We start from the raw sequence: 16,399 nt of genomic DNA, 5'->3' as shown, positions 1-16,399 counted from the left end.
TCACGCCTCTTTGCGGCAGAGGATCTCCCCGTGCAGCACCGCGAACCAGCCGTCCTCCCGCCGCCCCCACTCCCGCCAGGCGTCGGACACCGCCCGCAGCCGTTCGGGCGTGGCATGGCCGCCCTCCGTAGCCCGTTCGGCGTAGGCGGAGGCGAGGGTGCGGTCCGCCCACAGACCGCTCCACCAGGCGCGCTCCTCCTCGGTGGCGAAGGTCCAGGTGCCGCAGCTCGCGGTGATGTCCCGCAGCCCGGCGGCCAGCGCCCAGGACTTCAGCCGCCGCCCGGCGTCCGGCTCGCCGCCGTTGGCGCGCGCCACCCGCTCGTACAGGTCCAGCCAGTCGTCCAGGCCGGGCAGCGCCGGGTACCAGGTCATCGCCGCGTAGTCGGCGTCCCGTACGGCGATGAAGCCGCCCGGCTTCGTCACCCGGCGCATCTCGCGCAGCGCCTGTACCGGGTCGCCCACGTGCTGGAGCACCTGGTGGGCGTGGACCACGCAGAAGGTGTCGTCCGGGTAGTCCAGGGCGTGCACATCGGCGACCGCGAAGTCGACGTTCGCCAGCCCGCGCGCGGCGGCCGTCTCCCGCGCCTGCTCCAGGATGCCGGGGGCGTGGTCGACGCCGGTCACCCGGCCGTCGGGTACCAGCTCGGCCAGATCGGCGGTGATGGTCCCGGGCCCGCAGCCGATGTCCAGGACCCTCATGTGCGGCTTGAGGGAACCGAGCAGATAGCCCGCGGAGTTGGCGGCGGTGCGCCAGGTGTGCGAGCGCAGCACCGACTCGTGGTGCCCATGCGTGTAGACGGCCGTCTCCCGTGCTTTCGGCATGCCGATTCCCCTGCTCCTCGCGTCCCCGACGCGTGTCCCGTCGCGCCGGCCCCACCGGCCCGCGCCACGCTTCACGGTACGCGCGCGGGCCGAATGGTGAGACCTCCGTTTTGATATATGGACTGACAGAGCGTCAGGGAAGCGGGATCCAAGAGCCGACCGTCAGGAGGTGCTGGGCAGCGGGCGGTAGACCGTCAGCGCCTCCGGCAGCTTCTCCACCGTCACCTCGCCCGAGACGGTCGTGACCTCCCCGTCGTAGGCCAGCGGGGTGCCGGGCGCGAGGCCGGTCAGCCGCAGCCGGTTCACCTGGACGGCGGCATGCGCGGGCGAGCGGGTCAGGGGCCCCGCGGCGGCCGCCGCGAGCAGCCGCAGCGCGGGCCGCCCGCTGCCGTGCACCACCCGCACATCCAGCAGCCCGTCCGCCAGATCGGTACGCCGGCCCGGCGCGAGCCCCATCCGGTGGTAGACGCCGTTGCCGGCGAACAGCATCCACAGCGGCCGCCGTTCACCGCCCACCTCCACCTCCAGCGGGTGCCGCCCCTCGCGCAGCACCCGCAGCGCGCCGAGCAGCCCGGCAGGCCAGCTGCCGATCCGGTGCGACCAGGAGTCCCGGGCGCGCACCAGCTCCGGGTACACCCCGAGGCTCAGCGTGTTCAGGAACAGGTGCTCGGTGCCCTCGGAGGCGAACCGGCCCGCGTCCACCCGTACCGCCTCGCCCTTGCGCACCGCGCGGGCCAGATCGCGCTCGTCCTCCACGCCCAGGTCGTACGCGAAGTGGTTCAGGGTGCCGCCCGGCAGCACGGCCAGCGGCAGCCCGTGGCGCAGGGCGACGGCCGCCGCCGCGTTCACGGTGCCGTCGCCGCCGCACACCCCGAGCACCCGCGCCCGCGCCGCCGCCTTCGCGAGCGCGTCGCCGGTCTCCTCGGGCTCGCACTCCACGATCTCCGCGCGCGGCAGCGCCGCCCGCAGCCCGTTCACCCGGTCTGCGGTGCCCGAGCCCTGGTTGGCGACCACCACCAGACCCTCGCCCTCCGGCAGCGCGGGCACCTCGGCGCGCGGCCGAGCGCCCGGCACCGCCGCCGCGCGGGCCGGCACGAGGCGCCGTACCAGGAGGGCGGCGCCCGCGCCGAGCGCCGCACCGGCCAGTACGTCGCTCGGGAAGTGCACCCCGGTGTAGACCCGGGAGGCGGCCACCGAGAACGCCAGCGGTGCGACGGCCGCGCCCCACGCCGGGGACTCCAGCGCCACCCCGACGGCGAAGGCCGCCGCCGAGGCCGCGTGGCCCGAGGGGAAGGACGTGGTGACCGGCTGCCGCCGCAGCCGCCGCCCGCGCGGCACCGGGTCGAGCAGCGGCCGGGCCCGGCGCACCGAGCGCTTGCCGAGGGTGTTGACGGTCGCGGAGGCCACCGCGAGCGAGGCCATGCCCCGCAGGGCGGCCCGCCGTGCCCTGGGCGTACGGGTCGCCGCCACCCCCGCGGCCACGGCCGCCCACAGCACCCCGTGGTTGGCGCTGCGGCTCAGCCGGGGCAGCACATGTTGGGCACCCGGCCAGTTCCAGCGGGCGGCCCGCTCGAAGAGGCGGGCGTCGGCCGCGAGCAGCCGTTCGTACAGGGGATGCGGCAGGGCGGTCGGGGCGGTGAGGTCCACGTCCGGGGTCTCGGTCTCGTTCATAGGAGTGCGGTTACCCTGAAGTGCCCGTTTCCTGTCCCATCGCGTCCCGCACCGCGCGGACGCCGCCCGGACGCCACAAGGAGAACGCCCGGATGCGCCTGCTCCTGATCCGCCACGGCCAGACCACGTCCAACGTGCGCCGACTGCTGGACACCGCCGCACCCGGGCCCGGTCTCACCCCGCTCGGCGAGGCCCAGGCCGCCGCGCTGCCCCGGGCGCTGGCCGCCGAGGACATCGGCGCCCTCTACGCCTCCCCGCTGATCCGCACCCAGCTCACCGCCGCCCCGCTGGCTCTGGCGCGAGGACTGGAGGTGACCGTCCGCGACGGCATCCGCGAGCTGTCCGCGGGCCGTCTGGAGATGCTGCCCGGCGACGCCCCCGAGGCCGAGTCCTACATGCGCACCGCCTTCGCCTGGGCGGCCGGGCACACCGCGCTGCGCGTCCCCGGCGGGGAGAGCGGCGAGGAGGCGCTCGGGCGGTACGACGCCGTGATCGAGGAGGCGTACCGCAGCGGCGCGGGCACGGTCGCCTTGGTCAGCCATGGCGCCGCGATCCGGATGTGGACCGCCGCCCGCGCCCGGAACATCGAGGTCGCCTTCGCCGCCGCGCGCCCGCTGGCCAACACCGGTGTGATCACCCTGGAGGGCGACCCCGGGACCGGCTGGCGGGCCCTGACCTGGGAGGCCCACACCGTCGAGCCGGCGGGCACCCCCGGCCCGTCGGGGGAGCCGCTGGGCACCACGGGGTGAAACCGGGGCGGGGGAGCGCGGGCGGAAACCCGGTGAACCGGTGCGGCCGCGGGGTTCGGGCGGGGGCGTCCGATAACGGTTTGCCCCTGTCCGCCCCCGGACCGGAGAATGCGGCCTCATGGGACATCTGGAAGCCGCGCACCTCGAATACCACCTACCGGACGGCAGGACGCTGCTCGGCGATGTCTCCTTCCGGGTCGGCGAGGGCTCGGCCGTCGCCCTGGTCGGCCCGAACGGAGCGGGCAAGACCACCCTGCTGCGGCTGATCTCCGGCGAGCTGAAGCCGCACGGCGGCTCGGTCACGGTGAGCGGCGGCCTCGGCGTGATGCGCCAGTTCGTCGGCTCCGTGCGCGACGAGACGACCGTGCGGGACCTGCTGGTCTCCGTCGCCCCGCCCCGGATCCGCGAGGCCGCGAAGGCGGTGGACGAGGCCGAGCACACCGTCATGACGGTGGACGACGAGCCCGCCCAGCTGGCCTACGCGCAGGCCCTCGCCGACTGGGCCGAGGTGCGCGGCTACGAGGCCGAGACGCTGTGGGACATGTGCACCACGGCCGCGCTCGGCATGCCGTACGACAAGGCGCAGTGGCGCCAGGTGCGCACCCTGTCCGGCGGTGAGCAGAAGCGCCTGGTGCTGGAGGCGCTGCTGCGCGGCACCGACGAGGTCCTGCTGCTGGACGAGCCGGACAACTACCTGGACGTACCCGGCAAGCGGTGGCTGGAGCAGCAGCTCAAGGAGACCCGCAAGACGGTGCTGTTCGTCTCCCACGACCGTGAACTCCTCGCCCGCGCCGCCGAGAAGATCGTCTCCGTCGAACCGGGACCGGCCGGCGCGGACGCCTGGGTGCACGGCGGCGGCTTCGCCACCTATCACGAGGCCCGCCGCGAACGCTTCGCCCGCTTCGAGGAGTTGCGCCGCCGCTGGGACGAGAAGCACGCCCAGCTGAAGAAGCTCGTCCTGAACCTCCGTCAGGCCGCCGCCGTCAGCCATGAGATGGCCTCGCGCTACGCCGCCGCGCAGACCAGGCTGCGCAAGTTCGAGGAGGCCGGACCGCCCCCGGAGCCGCCGCGCGAGCAGGACATCACCATGCGCCTGAAGGGCGGCCGCACCGGTGTAAGGGCGGTCACCTGCACGGGACTTGAGCTGACCGGCCTGATGAAGCCGTTCGACCTGGAGGTGTTCTACGGCGAACGGGTCGCCGTCCTCGGCTCGAACGGCTCCGGCAAGTCGCACTTCCTGCGCCTGCTGGCCGGCGAGGACGTGGCGCACTCAGGCCTCTGGAAGCTCGGCGCCCGTGTCGTACCGGGCCACTTCGCACAGACCCACGCGCACCCCGAACTCCAGGGCCGCACCCTGCTGGACATCCTGTGGAAGGAGCACGCCCAGGACCGCGGCCCGGCCATGTCCCGGCTGCGCCGCTACGAGCTGACCCAGCAGGCCGAGCAGTGCTTCGAGCGGCTCTCCGGCGGCCAGCAGGCCCGCTTCCAGATCCTGCTGCTCGAACTCGAGGGCGTCACCGCCCTGTTGCTGGACGAACCGACCGACAACCTGGACCTGGAGTCCGCCGAGGCCCTCCAGGAGGGTCTGGAGGCGTTCGACGGCACGGTCCTCGCGGTCACCCACGACCGCTGGTTCGCCCGTTCCTTCGACCGCTTCCTGGTCTTCGGCACCGACGGCCGGGTCCGCGAGACCCCGGAGCCGGTGTGGGACGAGCGCCGGGTGGAGCGGGCCCGGTAGCCGCCCGCGCTCCCCCGGCGGCATGCGGAGGCCGGGGGACCGGGATGTTCGTACAGTGGATTCAGGAACGCGGGTACTCGGACCGAATGAACGGACACGACGAGCGGGGCACCACCATGACCGGAGTCGACCCCAGCCGACTGGACGACCAGCAGCTCATGAAGGAGCTGGAGACGATCCACCGCACGCGCCACGACACCCTCCTGTACGCCTCCAACGACGCGCTGCGGGCCCACAACGAGCGCATGGCGCAGCTGGAGGGCGAGTATCTGCGCCGCAACCCGCGCCGCCTGGTCAGCGCGGGCCGCACCCGCGAGGGCGCCCGGGAGCGCCACTGCGGCGAGTCGGTGACTCCGGGGCAGCCGGGCACCTGAGCCGAGCCGAGCGCACGGCACGACGCGTGTGAGGGGGCCGACCCGTCCTGGGTCGGCCCCCTCACCATGTCACCGAACCGGCGGGGTCTCAGCCGGCCGCACCCTCGAACACCTGGAGGAACGTCTCGCAGAACGCCTTCAGATCGTCCGGCTTACGGCTGGTCACCAGCTGGTTGGGTCCGTGGTCGCAGACCTTGACCTGCTCGTCCACCCAGGTACCGCCGGCGTTGCGGATGTCCGTCTTCAGGCTCGGCCAGGAGGTCAGCACCCGGCCGCGCACGACGTCCGCCTCCACCAGCGTCCAGGGCGCGTGGCAGATCGCGGCGACCGGACGCCCCTGGTCGAAGAAGTCCTTCACGAACCCCACGGCCTTCTCGTCCATCCGCAGGAAGTCCGGGTTCGCCACCCCGCCGGGCAGCACAAGCCCCCCGAACGAGCCGGCGTCCGCCTCGCCGACCACCTCGTCCACCTCGAAGGTGTCCGCCTTGTCGAGATGGTTGAACCCCTGAACCTTCCCGGACTCGGTCGACACCAGCACCGGCTCGTGCCCCGCGTCCGCGGCCGCCTTCCACGGCTCGGTCAGCTCCACCTGCTCGACGCCCTCGGGCGCCACCAGAAACGCGATGCGCATGATCTTCGTCCTCCTTTGCTCGCTCTTCCCTCGCTCATCCGCCGCCCGAGAGCGCCTCGGCCAGTTGCTGCACATTGCGGAACCGCTCGCCGCGCGGCAGCTCCGCCACCGCGTCCACCAGCGGATCCGGCGCGTTGTCCCGGCGCAGCGCCGAGACCAGCTCGCCCGGGCGGGCCGGGAAGGCGCTGCGGCTCAGGCTGCGGGCCAGCTCCAGCCGCACCCGTTCCAGGGACGCCGGGGAGCCGATCCCGCCGACCGGGCCGCCGGTCACCTCCGGGTCGTCGTCGGCGGCGGGCTCCGGGTCGTGCCACTCCTCGGCCCGGGTCGGGTGCCCGGACCTCAGCAGACCCTTGAGCTCATGCTTCATCTCGTCGTCCCGGTGCACGTTCAGCCGGTCACTGCCTCGCTGCATATCTCCCTCCAGGGATCGAACGTCCGCACCCGCGTACCCGGTACGGCACCACCAAACACCGCCACCGCCGTCTACCGCCTGGTCCGGCCCGGCAGGAACTCCTGGACCTTCGCCTTCAGGCCCTGCTTGACCACCGAGCCCCGGTCCGGGTCGCCCTTGAGGACCGAGGCGGCCGTGGCCTCCATCTGCTCCCAGGTGGCGTGCGGCGGGACCGGCGGTACGGCGGGGTCGGTCAGGAACTCGATCACACAGGGCCGGTCCGCCGCGAGCGCCGCCCGCCAGCCCGCCGCCACGTCCTCGGACTTCTCCACCCGGATGCCCTCAAGGCCGAGCGACCGCGCGAAATCGGCGTACCGCACGTCCGGGATCTCCTGCGAGGGCAGGAAGGACGGCGCGCCCTCCATCGCCCGCATCTCCCAGGTCACCTGGTTCAGGTCCTGGTTGTTCCACACCGCGACCACCAGCCGGGGATCCGACCAGCGGTCCCGGTACTTGGCCGCGGTGATCATCTCCGCCAGCCCGTTCATCTGCATCGCGCCGTCGCCCACCAGCGCCACCACCGGGCGGTCCGGGTGCGCGAACTTCGCGCCGATCGCGTACGGCACCCCGGGCCCCATCGTCGCGAGCGTCCCGGACAGCGAGCCGCGCATACCGGGCCGCATGGTGATGTGCCGCGCGTACCAGTTCGCCACCGAGCCCGAGTCGGCGGTGAGGATCACGTCGTCGGGGAGCAGCGGGTCGAGGGCCCGCGCCACGTACTCCGGGTTGATCGGGTCCGCCGCGAGCCCGGCCCGCCGGTCCATCGTCTCGTGCCAGCGCCGCACGTTCGCGGTCACCGTGTCGTACCACTCCCGGCCGCCCCGGTCGGTCTCCAGCAGCGGGATCAGCCGCTGGAGCGTCGCCCGCGCGTCGCCGACGAGATTCACCTCGTACGGGTACCGCATCCCGATCATGTGCGGATCGAGATCGATCTGCACGGCGCGCGCCGAGCCGAAGTCCGGCAGGAACTGGGCGTACGGGAACGAGGACCCGATGGTCAGCAGCGTGTCGCAGTCCCGCATCAGCTCGTACGACGGCCGGCTGCCCAGCAGCCCGATCGGCCCGGTGACGTACGGCAGCTCATCGCTGAGCACGTCCTTGCCGAGCAGCGCCTTGGCGACGCCCGCGCCGAGCAGCTCCGCGATCTCCCGCACCTCCGCGACCGCGCCCGCGGCACCCTGCCCGACCAGGATCGCCGGCTTGTCGCCCGCGTTCAGCACCTCCGCGGCCCGGCGCAGCGCCTCGTCCGTCGGGGTCGCCGTCCAATCGCTGACCCCCAGGCTGGAGGGCACCATCTTGAACGAGTGCGTCGGCGGCGAGTAGTCCAGCTCCTGCACATCGCCGGGGATGATCAGCGCGGTCGGGCAGCGCCGCGCGTACGCCGTACGGATCGCCCGGTCCAGCACGTTCGGCAGCTGCTCGGGCACCGTCACCGTCTCCACGAACTCCGAGGCGACGTCCTTGTACAGCGTGTGCAGGTCGACCTCCTGCTGGTAGGAGCCGCCCATCGCGCTGCGATCGGTCTGGCCGACGATCGCCAGCACCGGCACATGGTCGAGCTTCGCGTCGTACAGGCCGTTCAGGAGGTGGATCGCGCCCGGTCCCGAGGTCGCCGCGCACACCCCGATGCGCCCGCTGAACTTCGCGTACCCGACCGCCTCGAACGCGGACATCTCCTCGTGCCGGGACTGGATGAACCGCGGCTTGTCCCCGGCGCGGCCCCACGCGGCGAGCAGTCCGTTGATGCCGTCGCCCGGATAGGCGAACACCTGCTCGACATCCCAGGCGCGCAGACGCTCCAGGACATGGTCGGACACCTTCGTGCTCATGGAAGGACCTCCCCGGTGGGGTTGCGAAGCGGACGATCCGGTCAGCGTCGACCGAGTCTCCGGCGGGCAGTGCGGAAAACCTCCCGAGGGTTCGTGAGTCCCGCGCGCTCCGGCGCCCGGGAGCCTCGCACCGGGCTACGCCGTCACCCGGGTGGGCGTCCGCGTCCCGCGAATGGGGTCCGGCGGCGCGCGCCGGGGCGAGGGGCGGGCTGTGATGGCTGGGGAGGCAGGGGTACGACCCCGGGCGCCGCAGGGCGTGGGAGTCGTATCGCCGCCCCAGCCGCCCGTAACGACCGCGCCCGTACGACCGTCAGCCCGCCGTTCGCCGACCACTGCCCGCCCTCAGCCGTCCGCACCCGTCAGCCGCCGACCGTCATCCGCAGTCCGCCGTAGCTCCCGAGGAGCCCTTCCATGCGCCGCACCGTCCGCGCCCTGCCCGTCGCCCTCGCCGCCGGCGCCGCGCTCGCCCTGACCGGCCCCGCCGCCCTCGCCGTGGCGGCCGCCCCCGGCGCGGGATCCGCGAGCTGCGCCCCCACGACCGTCCCGGAGCCGCAGCTGCCGGGCACCACCCGGGCGCCGGCCCCCGCGCCGGACCCGGACGCGGGGGGCGGCGCGGGCCGGGTGCCCGGACCCACGGCCCGGGCGAGCGGGAGCCCGGACCCACGGGCGAGCGGCGGCCCCGGCAAGTCGTGCGGCGGGACCGGGGCGGGGAACGGCACCGGCACGGGCACCCAGTGCCGGGCGGGGGAGACCTGTACCGGTGACGCGCGGCAGTGCACCGGCGCGAAGAGCGAGACCTGCGCCGACGACGACCGCGCCTGCGACGGTGCCGCTTCCGGCGCCCGCTCCGGCGCCTGCGAGGACTCGGGCGACGACTCCTGCCGCGACTCCCGCTCGTCCTCCGGCTACTCCGGCTACTCCGAGGACTCCTACGACGACGGCGGCGGCGACGACCGCAACGGCGCCACGAGCTGGACCCCAGGCAGCGGCGGCGACGACGAGGGCGACGACTGCGCCGTCGGCGGGGGCGGCACCCAGCACGGCGTGGCGGCCGGCGTGGGCGGCACCTTCAACGACTCGGTCCCCGCCCTGGCCGCGGGCGCGGCCCTGATCGCCGCCGCCTGCGCGGGCGCCGGCTACCGGATCCACGGCCGCTTGCGCACCGGCGGAGGTGACCGCCCGGCGGACGTGTGACCCGCACAACTCCCGCCCCGGCCATGGAGTTACGCCCAGCGGGTACACAGGATCCCGAGGACACTCCCGACCCACCCGCCGCTCGCCGCACCTTCGGCACCGTCCGGCGCGGGGCGGAAGTCCAGGGCGGCACACCGGACGGCACGGCCCCGGGCCGGGCGGCACCACGGACTGCGCGGAGGCGGACATGCGGCGGACGGACCCCGAGGGCCACGGCCCCGTCCGCTACGGCCCGCCACTGCCCGGCGACGGCCTGCCCGTGCTCCCCGAACTGACCGCCGCGGTCGCCGCGGCGGCGGGCCGCGCCGACGCCCAGCCCGTCGGCGGCGCCCCCGCCCTGCTGGAGGCCGCCTGCGGCTACTGGACCCGCCGCGCCCTGCCCTGCGTCCCGGACCAGGTCGCCGCCGGACCCGGCGCCCCCGCACTGCTCCTCGCGCTCACCGCGGCGCTCGCCGGGGACGGCGCCGACGTCCTCGTACCCCGCCCCTGCGCCGCCTGGTGGGCCCCCTACGCTCGGGTCCTCGGGCGGCCCGTCTTCCATGTGCCCACGCCCGCCGAGAGCGGCGGCGTCCCCGACCCCTACGCGCTGCTGGAGACCGTGCGCCGGGTCCGCGCCGAGGGCGGCGACCCCCGGCTGCTGGTGCTGTCCGTCGCCGACGACCCCACCGCCACCGTCGCCCCGCCCGAACTTCTGCACGAGACCGTGGAGGCCGCCACCGCCGAGGGCCTGCACCTGGTCAGCGACGAGACCTGGCGCGACACCGTGCACGCGCCGCACGCCACCGTCCTGCTCAGCCCCGCCGAGATGCGGCCCGACCGGGTCACCGTCGTCACCGACCTGGCCGGCTCCCTGCTGCCGCCCGGCTGGCCCGCCGCCGTCGCCCGCTTCCCCGCCTCCGACACCGGACGGCGCCTGCACGCACGGGTCCTGGACATCCTCACCGGGCTCGGCGCCCGCCTCGCCACCCCCGTCGCCGCGGCCGCCTGCTACGCCCTGGACGAACCCCCGCCCGTGACCGAGCGCCGCGAGGCCGCCGTACGGCTGCACGCCCGGCTGGCCGACGCGGCGCACGCCGAGGTCACCGCCGCCGGCGCCCTCGCCCGCCCCCCGCAGGCCGGGCGCCACGTCTACGCCGACCTGAGCCCGTTCCGCGAGGCGCTCGCCGCCCAGGACGTGAACGACGCACAGGAACTGGAGGACTTTCTCACCGCCAGGACCGGTATGCCCGTGCCCGGCGGCCACCGCTTCGGCGACGATCTGGCGGCCCCGCGCGTACGGATCGGCACCGGGCCGCTGCTGGGCGGCGCGGACGAGGAAGAACGCACGGCAGCCCTCACCTCACCCACACCATGGGAACTGCCCTTTGTACAACGCTCGTTGATCTCCTTGAGGTCGGTCCTCGACGATCTCCGCGACGAAGCCCAGCGATGGGAGCCTCCTCGATGACGCAGCAGACGCAAGAGCCCGGATCGACCCCGACGGCCGACAACTCGACCACGGCTCCCACGACTTCGACGGCTTCCACGACTTCGACGGCGACCGAAGCCCGTGCGGGCGGTGACACCGGTACGGCGACGGCGGCCGACGCCACCACGGGCGCGGCGACCGCCCCGCCCGCCCCCGGCGCGCCCCCCTTCCCGCCGCTGGCCGAACCCCGCCCGCTGGGCGAACGCCGGGTGTGGCCGCGCACGTTCCACGACCGGCTCACCGCACCGCTGCCCGGCCTCAAGGCGCTCGCCCGCTTCGCCCGCGAGGGCGCCGTACGCCCCGACGCGCAGGGCCTCGCCGACATCTCCCGGCTGCCGTACGCGCCCGCCCCGCTGCCCCGCGTCGACACCGGCACCCTCGCCGTCACCTGGGCCGGGCACGCCAGCTGGATCGTCCAGGTGGGGGGCTTGACCGTGCTCACCGACCCGGTCTGGTCGCGCCGCATCCTCGGCACCCCGGCCCGCATCACCCCCGTAGGGGTGCCCTGGGATCAGTTGCCCCGGATCGACGCGGTGGTCATCAGCCACAACCACTACGACCATCTGGACGCCCCCACCCTGCGCCGACTCCCGCGCGACACGCCGGTGTTCGCACCGGCCGGGCTCGGCCGCTGGTTCCGGCGCCGCGAGTTCACCCGGGTCACCGAGCTGGACTGGTGGGAGGGCGCCGAACTGGCGGGCGTCCGCTTCGACTTCGTGCCCGCCCACCACTGGTCCAAGCGCACCCTGACCGACACCTGCCACAGCCTGTGGGGCGGCTGGGTCCTCACCGCCCCCGGCGGTCCGCGCCTCTACTTCGCCGGCGACACCGGCTACGGCCACTGGTTCTCCCGCATCGGCCGCCGCTACCCCGGTATCGACCTCGCCCTGATGCCCATCGGCGCCTACGACCCCCGCTGGTGGCTCTGCGACGTCCACTGCGACCCCGAGGAAGCCGTCCGGGCCACCGTCGACCTGGGCGCCCACCGCATGGCCCCGATGCACTGGGCCACCTTCGTCCTCTCGGCGGAACCGGTCCTCGAACCCCTGACCCGCGTCCAGGCGGCCTGGGAGGAGGCGGGCCTGCCCAGAGAGGACCTGTGGGACATGCCGATCGGCTCTTCGAGAACCCTCGGCTGACTTCTTCCCGCGCTACCGGAACCGCCGCACCAGTCCCGGGAACGCGCTGATCGCGACGGTCAGCACCACCGCCACCACCACCCCCTCCCACGGCTCGGGAAACAGCGAACCCCCCACGATCCCGATCACCTGATACGTCGCCGCCCACGCCAGACACGCCGCCACATTCCCCCGCGCGAACCGCCGAGACGGCCACTCCGCCATGAGACACGCCAGCATCACCGGAATACGGCCTCCCGGCACCAGCCGGGAGAGCACGAGCACCGCGACCCCGTGGTCGGCCAGCTTCCCCCGCGCCTGCTCCAGCCGCTCCTCCGGCGCCCGCGACCGTATCGCCTCCAGCCACCGCGAGCCGCCCCGCGACCGCAGCCCCCGCCGTCCCAGCCAGTACAGCGCCGCGTCCCCGAGGAACGCCGCGAGGGACGCCGTGACGAACACCAACGCCATCGCGAACGGCGCCGTCTGATGGAACGCCACCACCGCCGCCGAACTCACCAGCGCCCCGGTCGGCACCACCGGCACCAGCGCGCCGATCAGCACCAGCAGGAACAACGACGGGTAACCGAGTGCCTGTTGAGTCGACTCGGGCGGCACCGCGGACGTCGTCGCCGCGGCCAGCGTCGCCGCGGCCGCCAGCCGGCTCACCGGGCGACCGCCGGCCGGACACTCTCGCCGTGCGCCGGTTTGTGCACCGCCACCTTCGGGGCGGCCAGGGCGGCGAGCCGTACGAACTCGTCGCCGGGGGAGTGGAATTCATGCGGCCGCACCGCGTCCATGCCGATCGGCCAGTACGTCCCGTAGTGCGCCGGTATCGCCGCCTGCGGCGCCAGCAGGTCCAGAGCCGCTGCCGCCCGGCCCGCGTCCAGATGCCCCTCCCCGAGGAACGGCCCCCAGCCGCCGACCGGCAGCAATGCCACGTCCACCGGTCCGACCCAGCCGGCCATCGCGTCGAACAGCCCGGTGTCCCCGGCGAAGTACGTCCGCGCCTCCCCCTCGACGACGAAGCCCAGCGCGGGCGAGCGATGCGGGCCCACCGGCAGCCGCCGTCCGTCGTGCCGTGCGGGCACCACCCGCACCAGCAGCTCGCCGACGCGTATCTCGTCCCCCGGGACCACCTCGGTGACGCGGAGGTGTCGCAGCCGGCGCACGCCCGGCACCACCTGGAGTGCGCCCCGGGGCACAAGCAGGCGTGTGCCCGGGTCGAGCGCCCCCAGTGACGGCAGATGCAGATGGTCGGCGTGCAGGTGGGAGACGAGCACCACGTCGGCACGCCGGGCCTCGGCGGAGGGGAGCGGGCCCCGCCGGCGCCGCAGATGCGCCAGCCGACTGGCGAACAGGGGATCAGTGAGCACTCGTATGTTCGAGTCCTCGATCGTGCAGGTGGCATGACCCCACCAGGTGATCTCCACCGGCACCTTCTTCGCCTCCTTCACGCGCCTGTCCGAAGCCTACGGGCAGGAGTAGGGTCGGCGGCGAAAACCGGAGGTGAGGGGGACGCCATGGGACAACCACGCGGCGCCTCCGGCGCGCGCACACCGGCACGGGTGATCGCCATCGCCAGTCTGACCCCCCTCGAAGAACTCGACGCCGACCCCTTTCTCGTCGACAGCCGCACCCAGCACGCCATGTGCGCCCGCTGGGCCGACGAACACGGCTATGTCGTCGCCCGGGAACTGCTCGTCGGCGGGCTCCGCTTCGATCATCGCGCCCTGTGGGACGGCGTACGCCCCGGTGTCGACCTGTTCGTCGTGCCCAGCCTGCGGGTGCTGCGCCGAGCCCTGTCGTCCGTCGAGGAGTTCACCGCGGAGTGCGCGCGGCGCGGGGTGCGCGTGGTCACGGTGGGCCGGGCGGAACCGTCGTACGACGCGCAGATGAAGGCCCGGGTGCACCGTCGGCTGTCCATGCCGACCGCCGGGTACGACGGACGGTGATCCCGCGGACACGACGGACGGCGGCCTCTCCGGCACCACGGACGGTGAGCCCTCCATCACTCCTTCGGGTGGTTCTCGGCCGGTATGACAAGGTGGAGGGCGGCCCGGTCGCCCCAGCGCACCGGGACGGTGACCTCGCCGCGGGGCGGGGGCGGGTCGAAGCGGAGGAAGCGCGGGCGTGCGGGGCGTAGGGTGGCGGCGGGCCGCCGGTCGGATCGGATGGCGGCGGATCGCCCGTCAGATCGGGCGCAGCGTCGCCGTATGGGCCGTCTCCACACTCACCATGCTGGCCCTCGCGCTGCTCCTGCCCGACTTCCGGCTCCAGTCCGCCGACGGCGACAGCGCCACCCGGATCGCCCTCACCGCCGCCCTCGGCGCGGGCGCGTTCGGCATCCTGTCCGCCGTGGTGTGGCCGCTGCTCGTCCGTCTGCTGCTGCTCGTCCCCGCCCTCGTCCTCGGCCTGCTGGTCTTCTTCCTCAACGGCTCGCTGCTGCTGGTCGCCCTGCGCCTGAACCCCACCGGCCGGGGCGCGGTCGCGCCGGAGACCGCCGTCATCGTGGCCGCGGTCATGTCGGCCGTCGCCTCCGCCACGGGCGGTGCGCTCGCCGTGCGCGACGACGAGGCGTACCGGCGCCGGCTGCACCGTCTCGCCGACCGCCGGCGAAGAACGGACCCGCCCTGCGCCACCACCCCCGGCCTGGTCTTCCTCCAGCTCGACGGCGTCGGCCACGACGTGCTGACGGCGGCCGTGGACAAGGGGCTGATGCCGACGCTCGCCCGTCTGCTGGCGGTGGACGGGGGCACCCAGGCCCCCACCCACCGCCTCACCCCCTGGCACACCGACTGGTCCAGCCAGACCGGCGCCAGCCAGCTCGGCATCCTGCACGGCAGCACCTACGACGTCCCCGCCTTCCGCTGGTACGAGAAGGACCGCGGGGAGGTGATGGTCTGCAACCGGCCGACCAGCGCCGCCGAACTCCAGCGCCGCGCCGTCGCGCACACCGGCGACGGCGGACTGCTCACCGTGGACGGCGCCAGCCGCGGCAACCTCTTCAGCGGCGGCGCCGGGGAACAGGCCCTCGTGCTGTCCATAGCGGCCCGCCGCCGAAGCCGGGAGAACCGTTCCCGCGCCGGGTACTTCGCCTACTTCTCCGACCCGGCCAACGCCGTGCGCACCGCCCTGTCCTTCATCGCCGAGGTGGCCCGCGAGATCGGCGAGTCCACTCGCGCCCGATTCCGCCGCCGGCGCCCCCGGGTCTCCCGCGGCGGCCTCTACCCGCTGGTCCGCGCCTTCGCCACCGTCGTGGAACGGGACGTCGTGGTCGCCGCGGTGATGGGCGACATGCTCGCGGGACGCACCGCCGTCTACGCCGACCTGGTCGCCTACGACGAGGTGGCCCACCACTCCGGGCCTTACAGCCGCGACGCCGAGAAGGTGCTCGCCCGCCTCGACCGGAGCATCGCCCTGCTCGCCCGGGTCGCCGACCACGCCCCGCGCCCGTACCGCCTCGTCGTCCTCTCCGACCACGGGCAGAGCCCCGGCGAGACCTTCCACGCCCGCTACGGCCTCACCCTCGCCGACCTGGTACGGGCCGGCTGCGGACTGCACGTGCCGCGCCGTGCCGGACACACGCACAGCGGCACCGAGGCGCGGGCCGCCGTCCGTGCCGCCCTGCGCCGGCCCGTGGAGGAGGGCGAGCAGCACCACCCCGCCCGCCGCGAGCCGATCGTGCTGGCCTCCGGCAACCTGGGCCTCGTCTCCTTCCCCGATGTGCGCCACCGCATGACCAAGGAGGAGATCGACGCCCGCCACCCCGCCCTGCTCGGCACCCTCGCCAACCACCCCGGCATCGGCTTCCTGCTGGTGGCGAGCGCGGCGCACGACGGCGTGCTGCTCGGCCCCGGCGGCACCGAGATCCCGCTGGCCGACCTCGACCGCGACCCCGGCCCGCTGGCCCGCTTCGGACCCGGCGCCGTCGCGGCGGTGCGCCGCACCCACTCCTTCCCGCACACCGCCGACATCATGGTGAACTCCGCGTACGAACCCGCCGACGGCGAGGTGCTCGCCTTCGAGGAGCAGATCGGCTCCCACGGCGGGCTCGGCGGCGCCCAGTCCCGACCGTTCCTGATGTCGCCGGTGGAGCTGTCCGAGCCCGCCGCGGCGGGGGAGCGGCTGACCGGGGCCGAGCAGGTGCACCGGGTGCTGCGCCGCTGGCTCGGCGAGCTGTCCGGACCCGAGGTCCCGCTCGGCGCGGCCGCCGCCGAGGAGGAGGACGAGCGGGCGGCCTGACGACGCGTCCCACGGGCACCGCCGAACCCCCGCCTCCGCCGCGCGGATGTGATCGGATAGGGATCCCGGACACCCGGCAACGGGACCGCACCGCTCCCTCGCGAAAGGAACC

15 protein-coding genes are annotated in these 16,399 nt (G+C 74.5%); 8 read left to right on the top strand and 7 right to left on the bottom strand.

Translation table 11 applies throughout. From position 1 onward, the window contains the following. Positions 1-822 (bottom strand): class I SAM-dependent methyltransferase, encoded by an 822-nt coding sequence (locus HEP81_RS06735; RefSeq protein WP_037654789.1) that lies wholly within the window; start codon positions 820-822, stop codon positions 1-3. A 162-nt stretch (positions 823-984) separates the two neighbouring features. Next, the gene (locus HEP81_RS06730; protein ID WP_078967314.1) at positions 985-2,493 is read right to left on the bottom strand and encodes a bifunctional phosphatase PAP2/diacylglycerol kinase family protein; all 1,509 of its coding nucleotides are present in this window, start codon (positions 2,491-2,493) and stop codon (positions 985-987) included. Positions 2,494-2,585: 92 nt separating this feature from the next. Between HEP81_RS06730 and HEP81_RS06725 the strand changes: the two genes are divergently transcribed. From HEP81_RS06725 to HEP81_RS06715, 3 genes are all read left to right on the top strand, one after another. Next, on the top strand, positions 2,586-3,242 hold the full coding sequence (locus tag HEP81_RS06725; protein ID WP_037654790.1) for a histidine phosphatase family protein: 657 nt from the start codon (positions 2,586-2,588) through the stop codon (positions 3,240-3,242). Positions 3,243-3,360: 118 nt separating this feature from the next. Then, complete coding sequence (locus HEP81_RS06720; protein ID WP_037654792.1) at positions 3,361-4,980, top strand: ABC-F family ATP-binding cassette domain-containing protein; 1,620 nt, start codon at positions 3,361-3,363, stop codon at positions 4,978-4,980. Between the two features lie 86 nt (positions 4,981-5,066). Beyond that, the gene (locus tag HEP81_RS06715; RefSeq protein ID WP_037654794.1) at positions 5,067-5,354 is read left to right on the top strand and encodes a DUF6158 family protein; all 288 of its coding nucleotides are present in this window, start codon (positions 5,067-5,069) and stop codon (positions 5,352-5,354) included. A gap of 88 nt (positions 5,355-5,442) precedes the next feature. Here HEP81_RS06715 and HEP81_RS06710 read toward each other — a convergent pair whose 3' ends face one another. The 3 genes from HEP81_RS06710 to HEP81_RS06700 form a co-directional block, all read right to left on the bottom strand. After that, positions 5,443-5,985 carry a type 1 glutamine amidotransferase domain-containing protein gene (locus tag HEP81_RS06710; protein ID WP_037654795.1) on the bottom strand — a complete coding sequence of 181 codons (543 nt, stop codon included), beginning with the start codon at positions 5,983-5,985 and terminating at the stop codon, positions 5,443-5,445. A 34-nt stretch (positions 5,986-6,019) separates the two neighbouring features. Next, the gene (locus HEP81_RS06705; RefSeq protein WP_037654797.1) at positions 6,020-6,397 is read right to left on the bottom strand and encodes a DUF2795 domain-containing protein; all 378 of its coding nucleotides are present in this window, start codon (positions 6,395-6,397) and stop codon (positions 6,020-6,022) included. Between the two features lie 71 nt (positions 6,398-6,468). Next, entirely contained in the window at positions 6,469-8,265 is a 1,797-nt protein-coding gene (locus tag HEP81_RS06700) for a thiamine pyrophosphate-requiring protein (RefSeq protein WP_037654799.1), read from the bottom strand. Between the two features lie 411 nt (positions 8,266-8,676). On the opposite strand from HEP81_RS06700, the gene HEP81_RS06695 reads away from it, so the two are divergent. The 3 genes from HEP81_RS06695 (at position 8,677) to HEP81_RS06685 (ending at position 12,066) form a co-directional block, all read left to right on the top strand. Continuing rightward, entirely contained in the window at positions 8,677-9,459 is a 783-nt protein-coding gene (locus HEP81_RS06695; RefSeq protein ID WP_037654800.1) for a hypothetical protein, read from the top strand. Between the two features lie 187 nt (positions 9,460-9,646). Then, on the top strand, positions 9,647-10,906 hold the full coding sequence (locus tag HEP81_RS06690; protein WP_037654801.1) for an aminotransferase class I/II-fold pyridoxal phosphate-dependent enzyme: 1,260 nt from the start codon (positions 9,647-9,649) through the stop codon (positions 10,904-10,906). After that, positions 10,903-12,066 (top strand): MBL fold metallo-hydrolase, encoded by a 1,164-nt coding sequence (locus HEP81_RS06685; RefSeq protein WP_037654941.1) that lies wholly within the window; start codon positions 10,903-10,905, stop codon positions 12,064-12,066. Before HEP81_RS06690 ends, HEP81_RS06685 begins: the two co-directional genes overlap by 4 nt. Before the next feature lie 12 nt (positions 12,067-12,078). On the opposite strand, the gene HEP81_RS06680 is transcribed toward HEP81_RS06685, so the two are convergent. Beyond that, positions 12,079-12,711, bottom strand: coding sequence for a DedA family protein (locus HEP81_RS06680; protein ID WP_078967317.1), 633 nt, complete (start codon positions 12,709-12,711; stop codon positions 12,079-12,081). Next, positions 12,708-13,481, bottom strand: coding sequence for an MBL fold metallo-hydrolase (locus HEP81_RS06675; RefSeq protein WP_037654945.1), 774 nt, complete (start codon positions 13,479-13,481; stop codon positions 12,708-12,710). Before HEP81_RS06675 ends, HEP81_RS06680 begins: the two co-directional genes overlap by 4 nt. Before the next feature lie 84 nt (positions 13,482-13,565). On the opposite strand from HEP81_RS06675, the gene HEP81_RS06670 reads away from it, so the two are divergent. Both HEP81_RS06670 and HEP81_RS06665 read left to right on the top strand, forming a co-directional pair. Then, complete coding sequence (locus HEP81_RS06670) at positions 13,566-13,997, top strand: hypothetical protein (RefSeq protein WP_051850110.1); 432 nt, start codon at positions 13,566-13,568, stop codon at positions 13,995-13,997. 178 nt (positions 13,998-14,175) lie between these two features. Then, the gene (locus tag HEP81_RS06665) at positions 14,176-16,287 is read left to right on the top strand and encodes an alkaline phosphatase family protein (RefSeq protein ID WP_037654804.1); all 2,112 of its coding nucleotides are present in this window, start codon (positions 14,176-14,178) and stop codon (positions 16,285-16,287) included. The last annotated feature ends 112 nt before the right edge of the window (positions 16,288-16,399 follow it).

Source organism: Streptomyces griseofuscus (assembly GCF_014673495.1).
Taxonomy (GTDB): domain Bacteria; phylum Actinomycetota; class Actinomycetes; order Streptomycetales; family Streptomycetaceae; genus Streptomyces; species Streptomyces murinus.
This window is presented reverse-complemented; position numbering and strand designations above follow the sequence as displayed.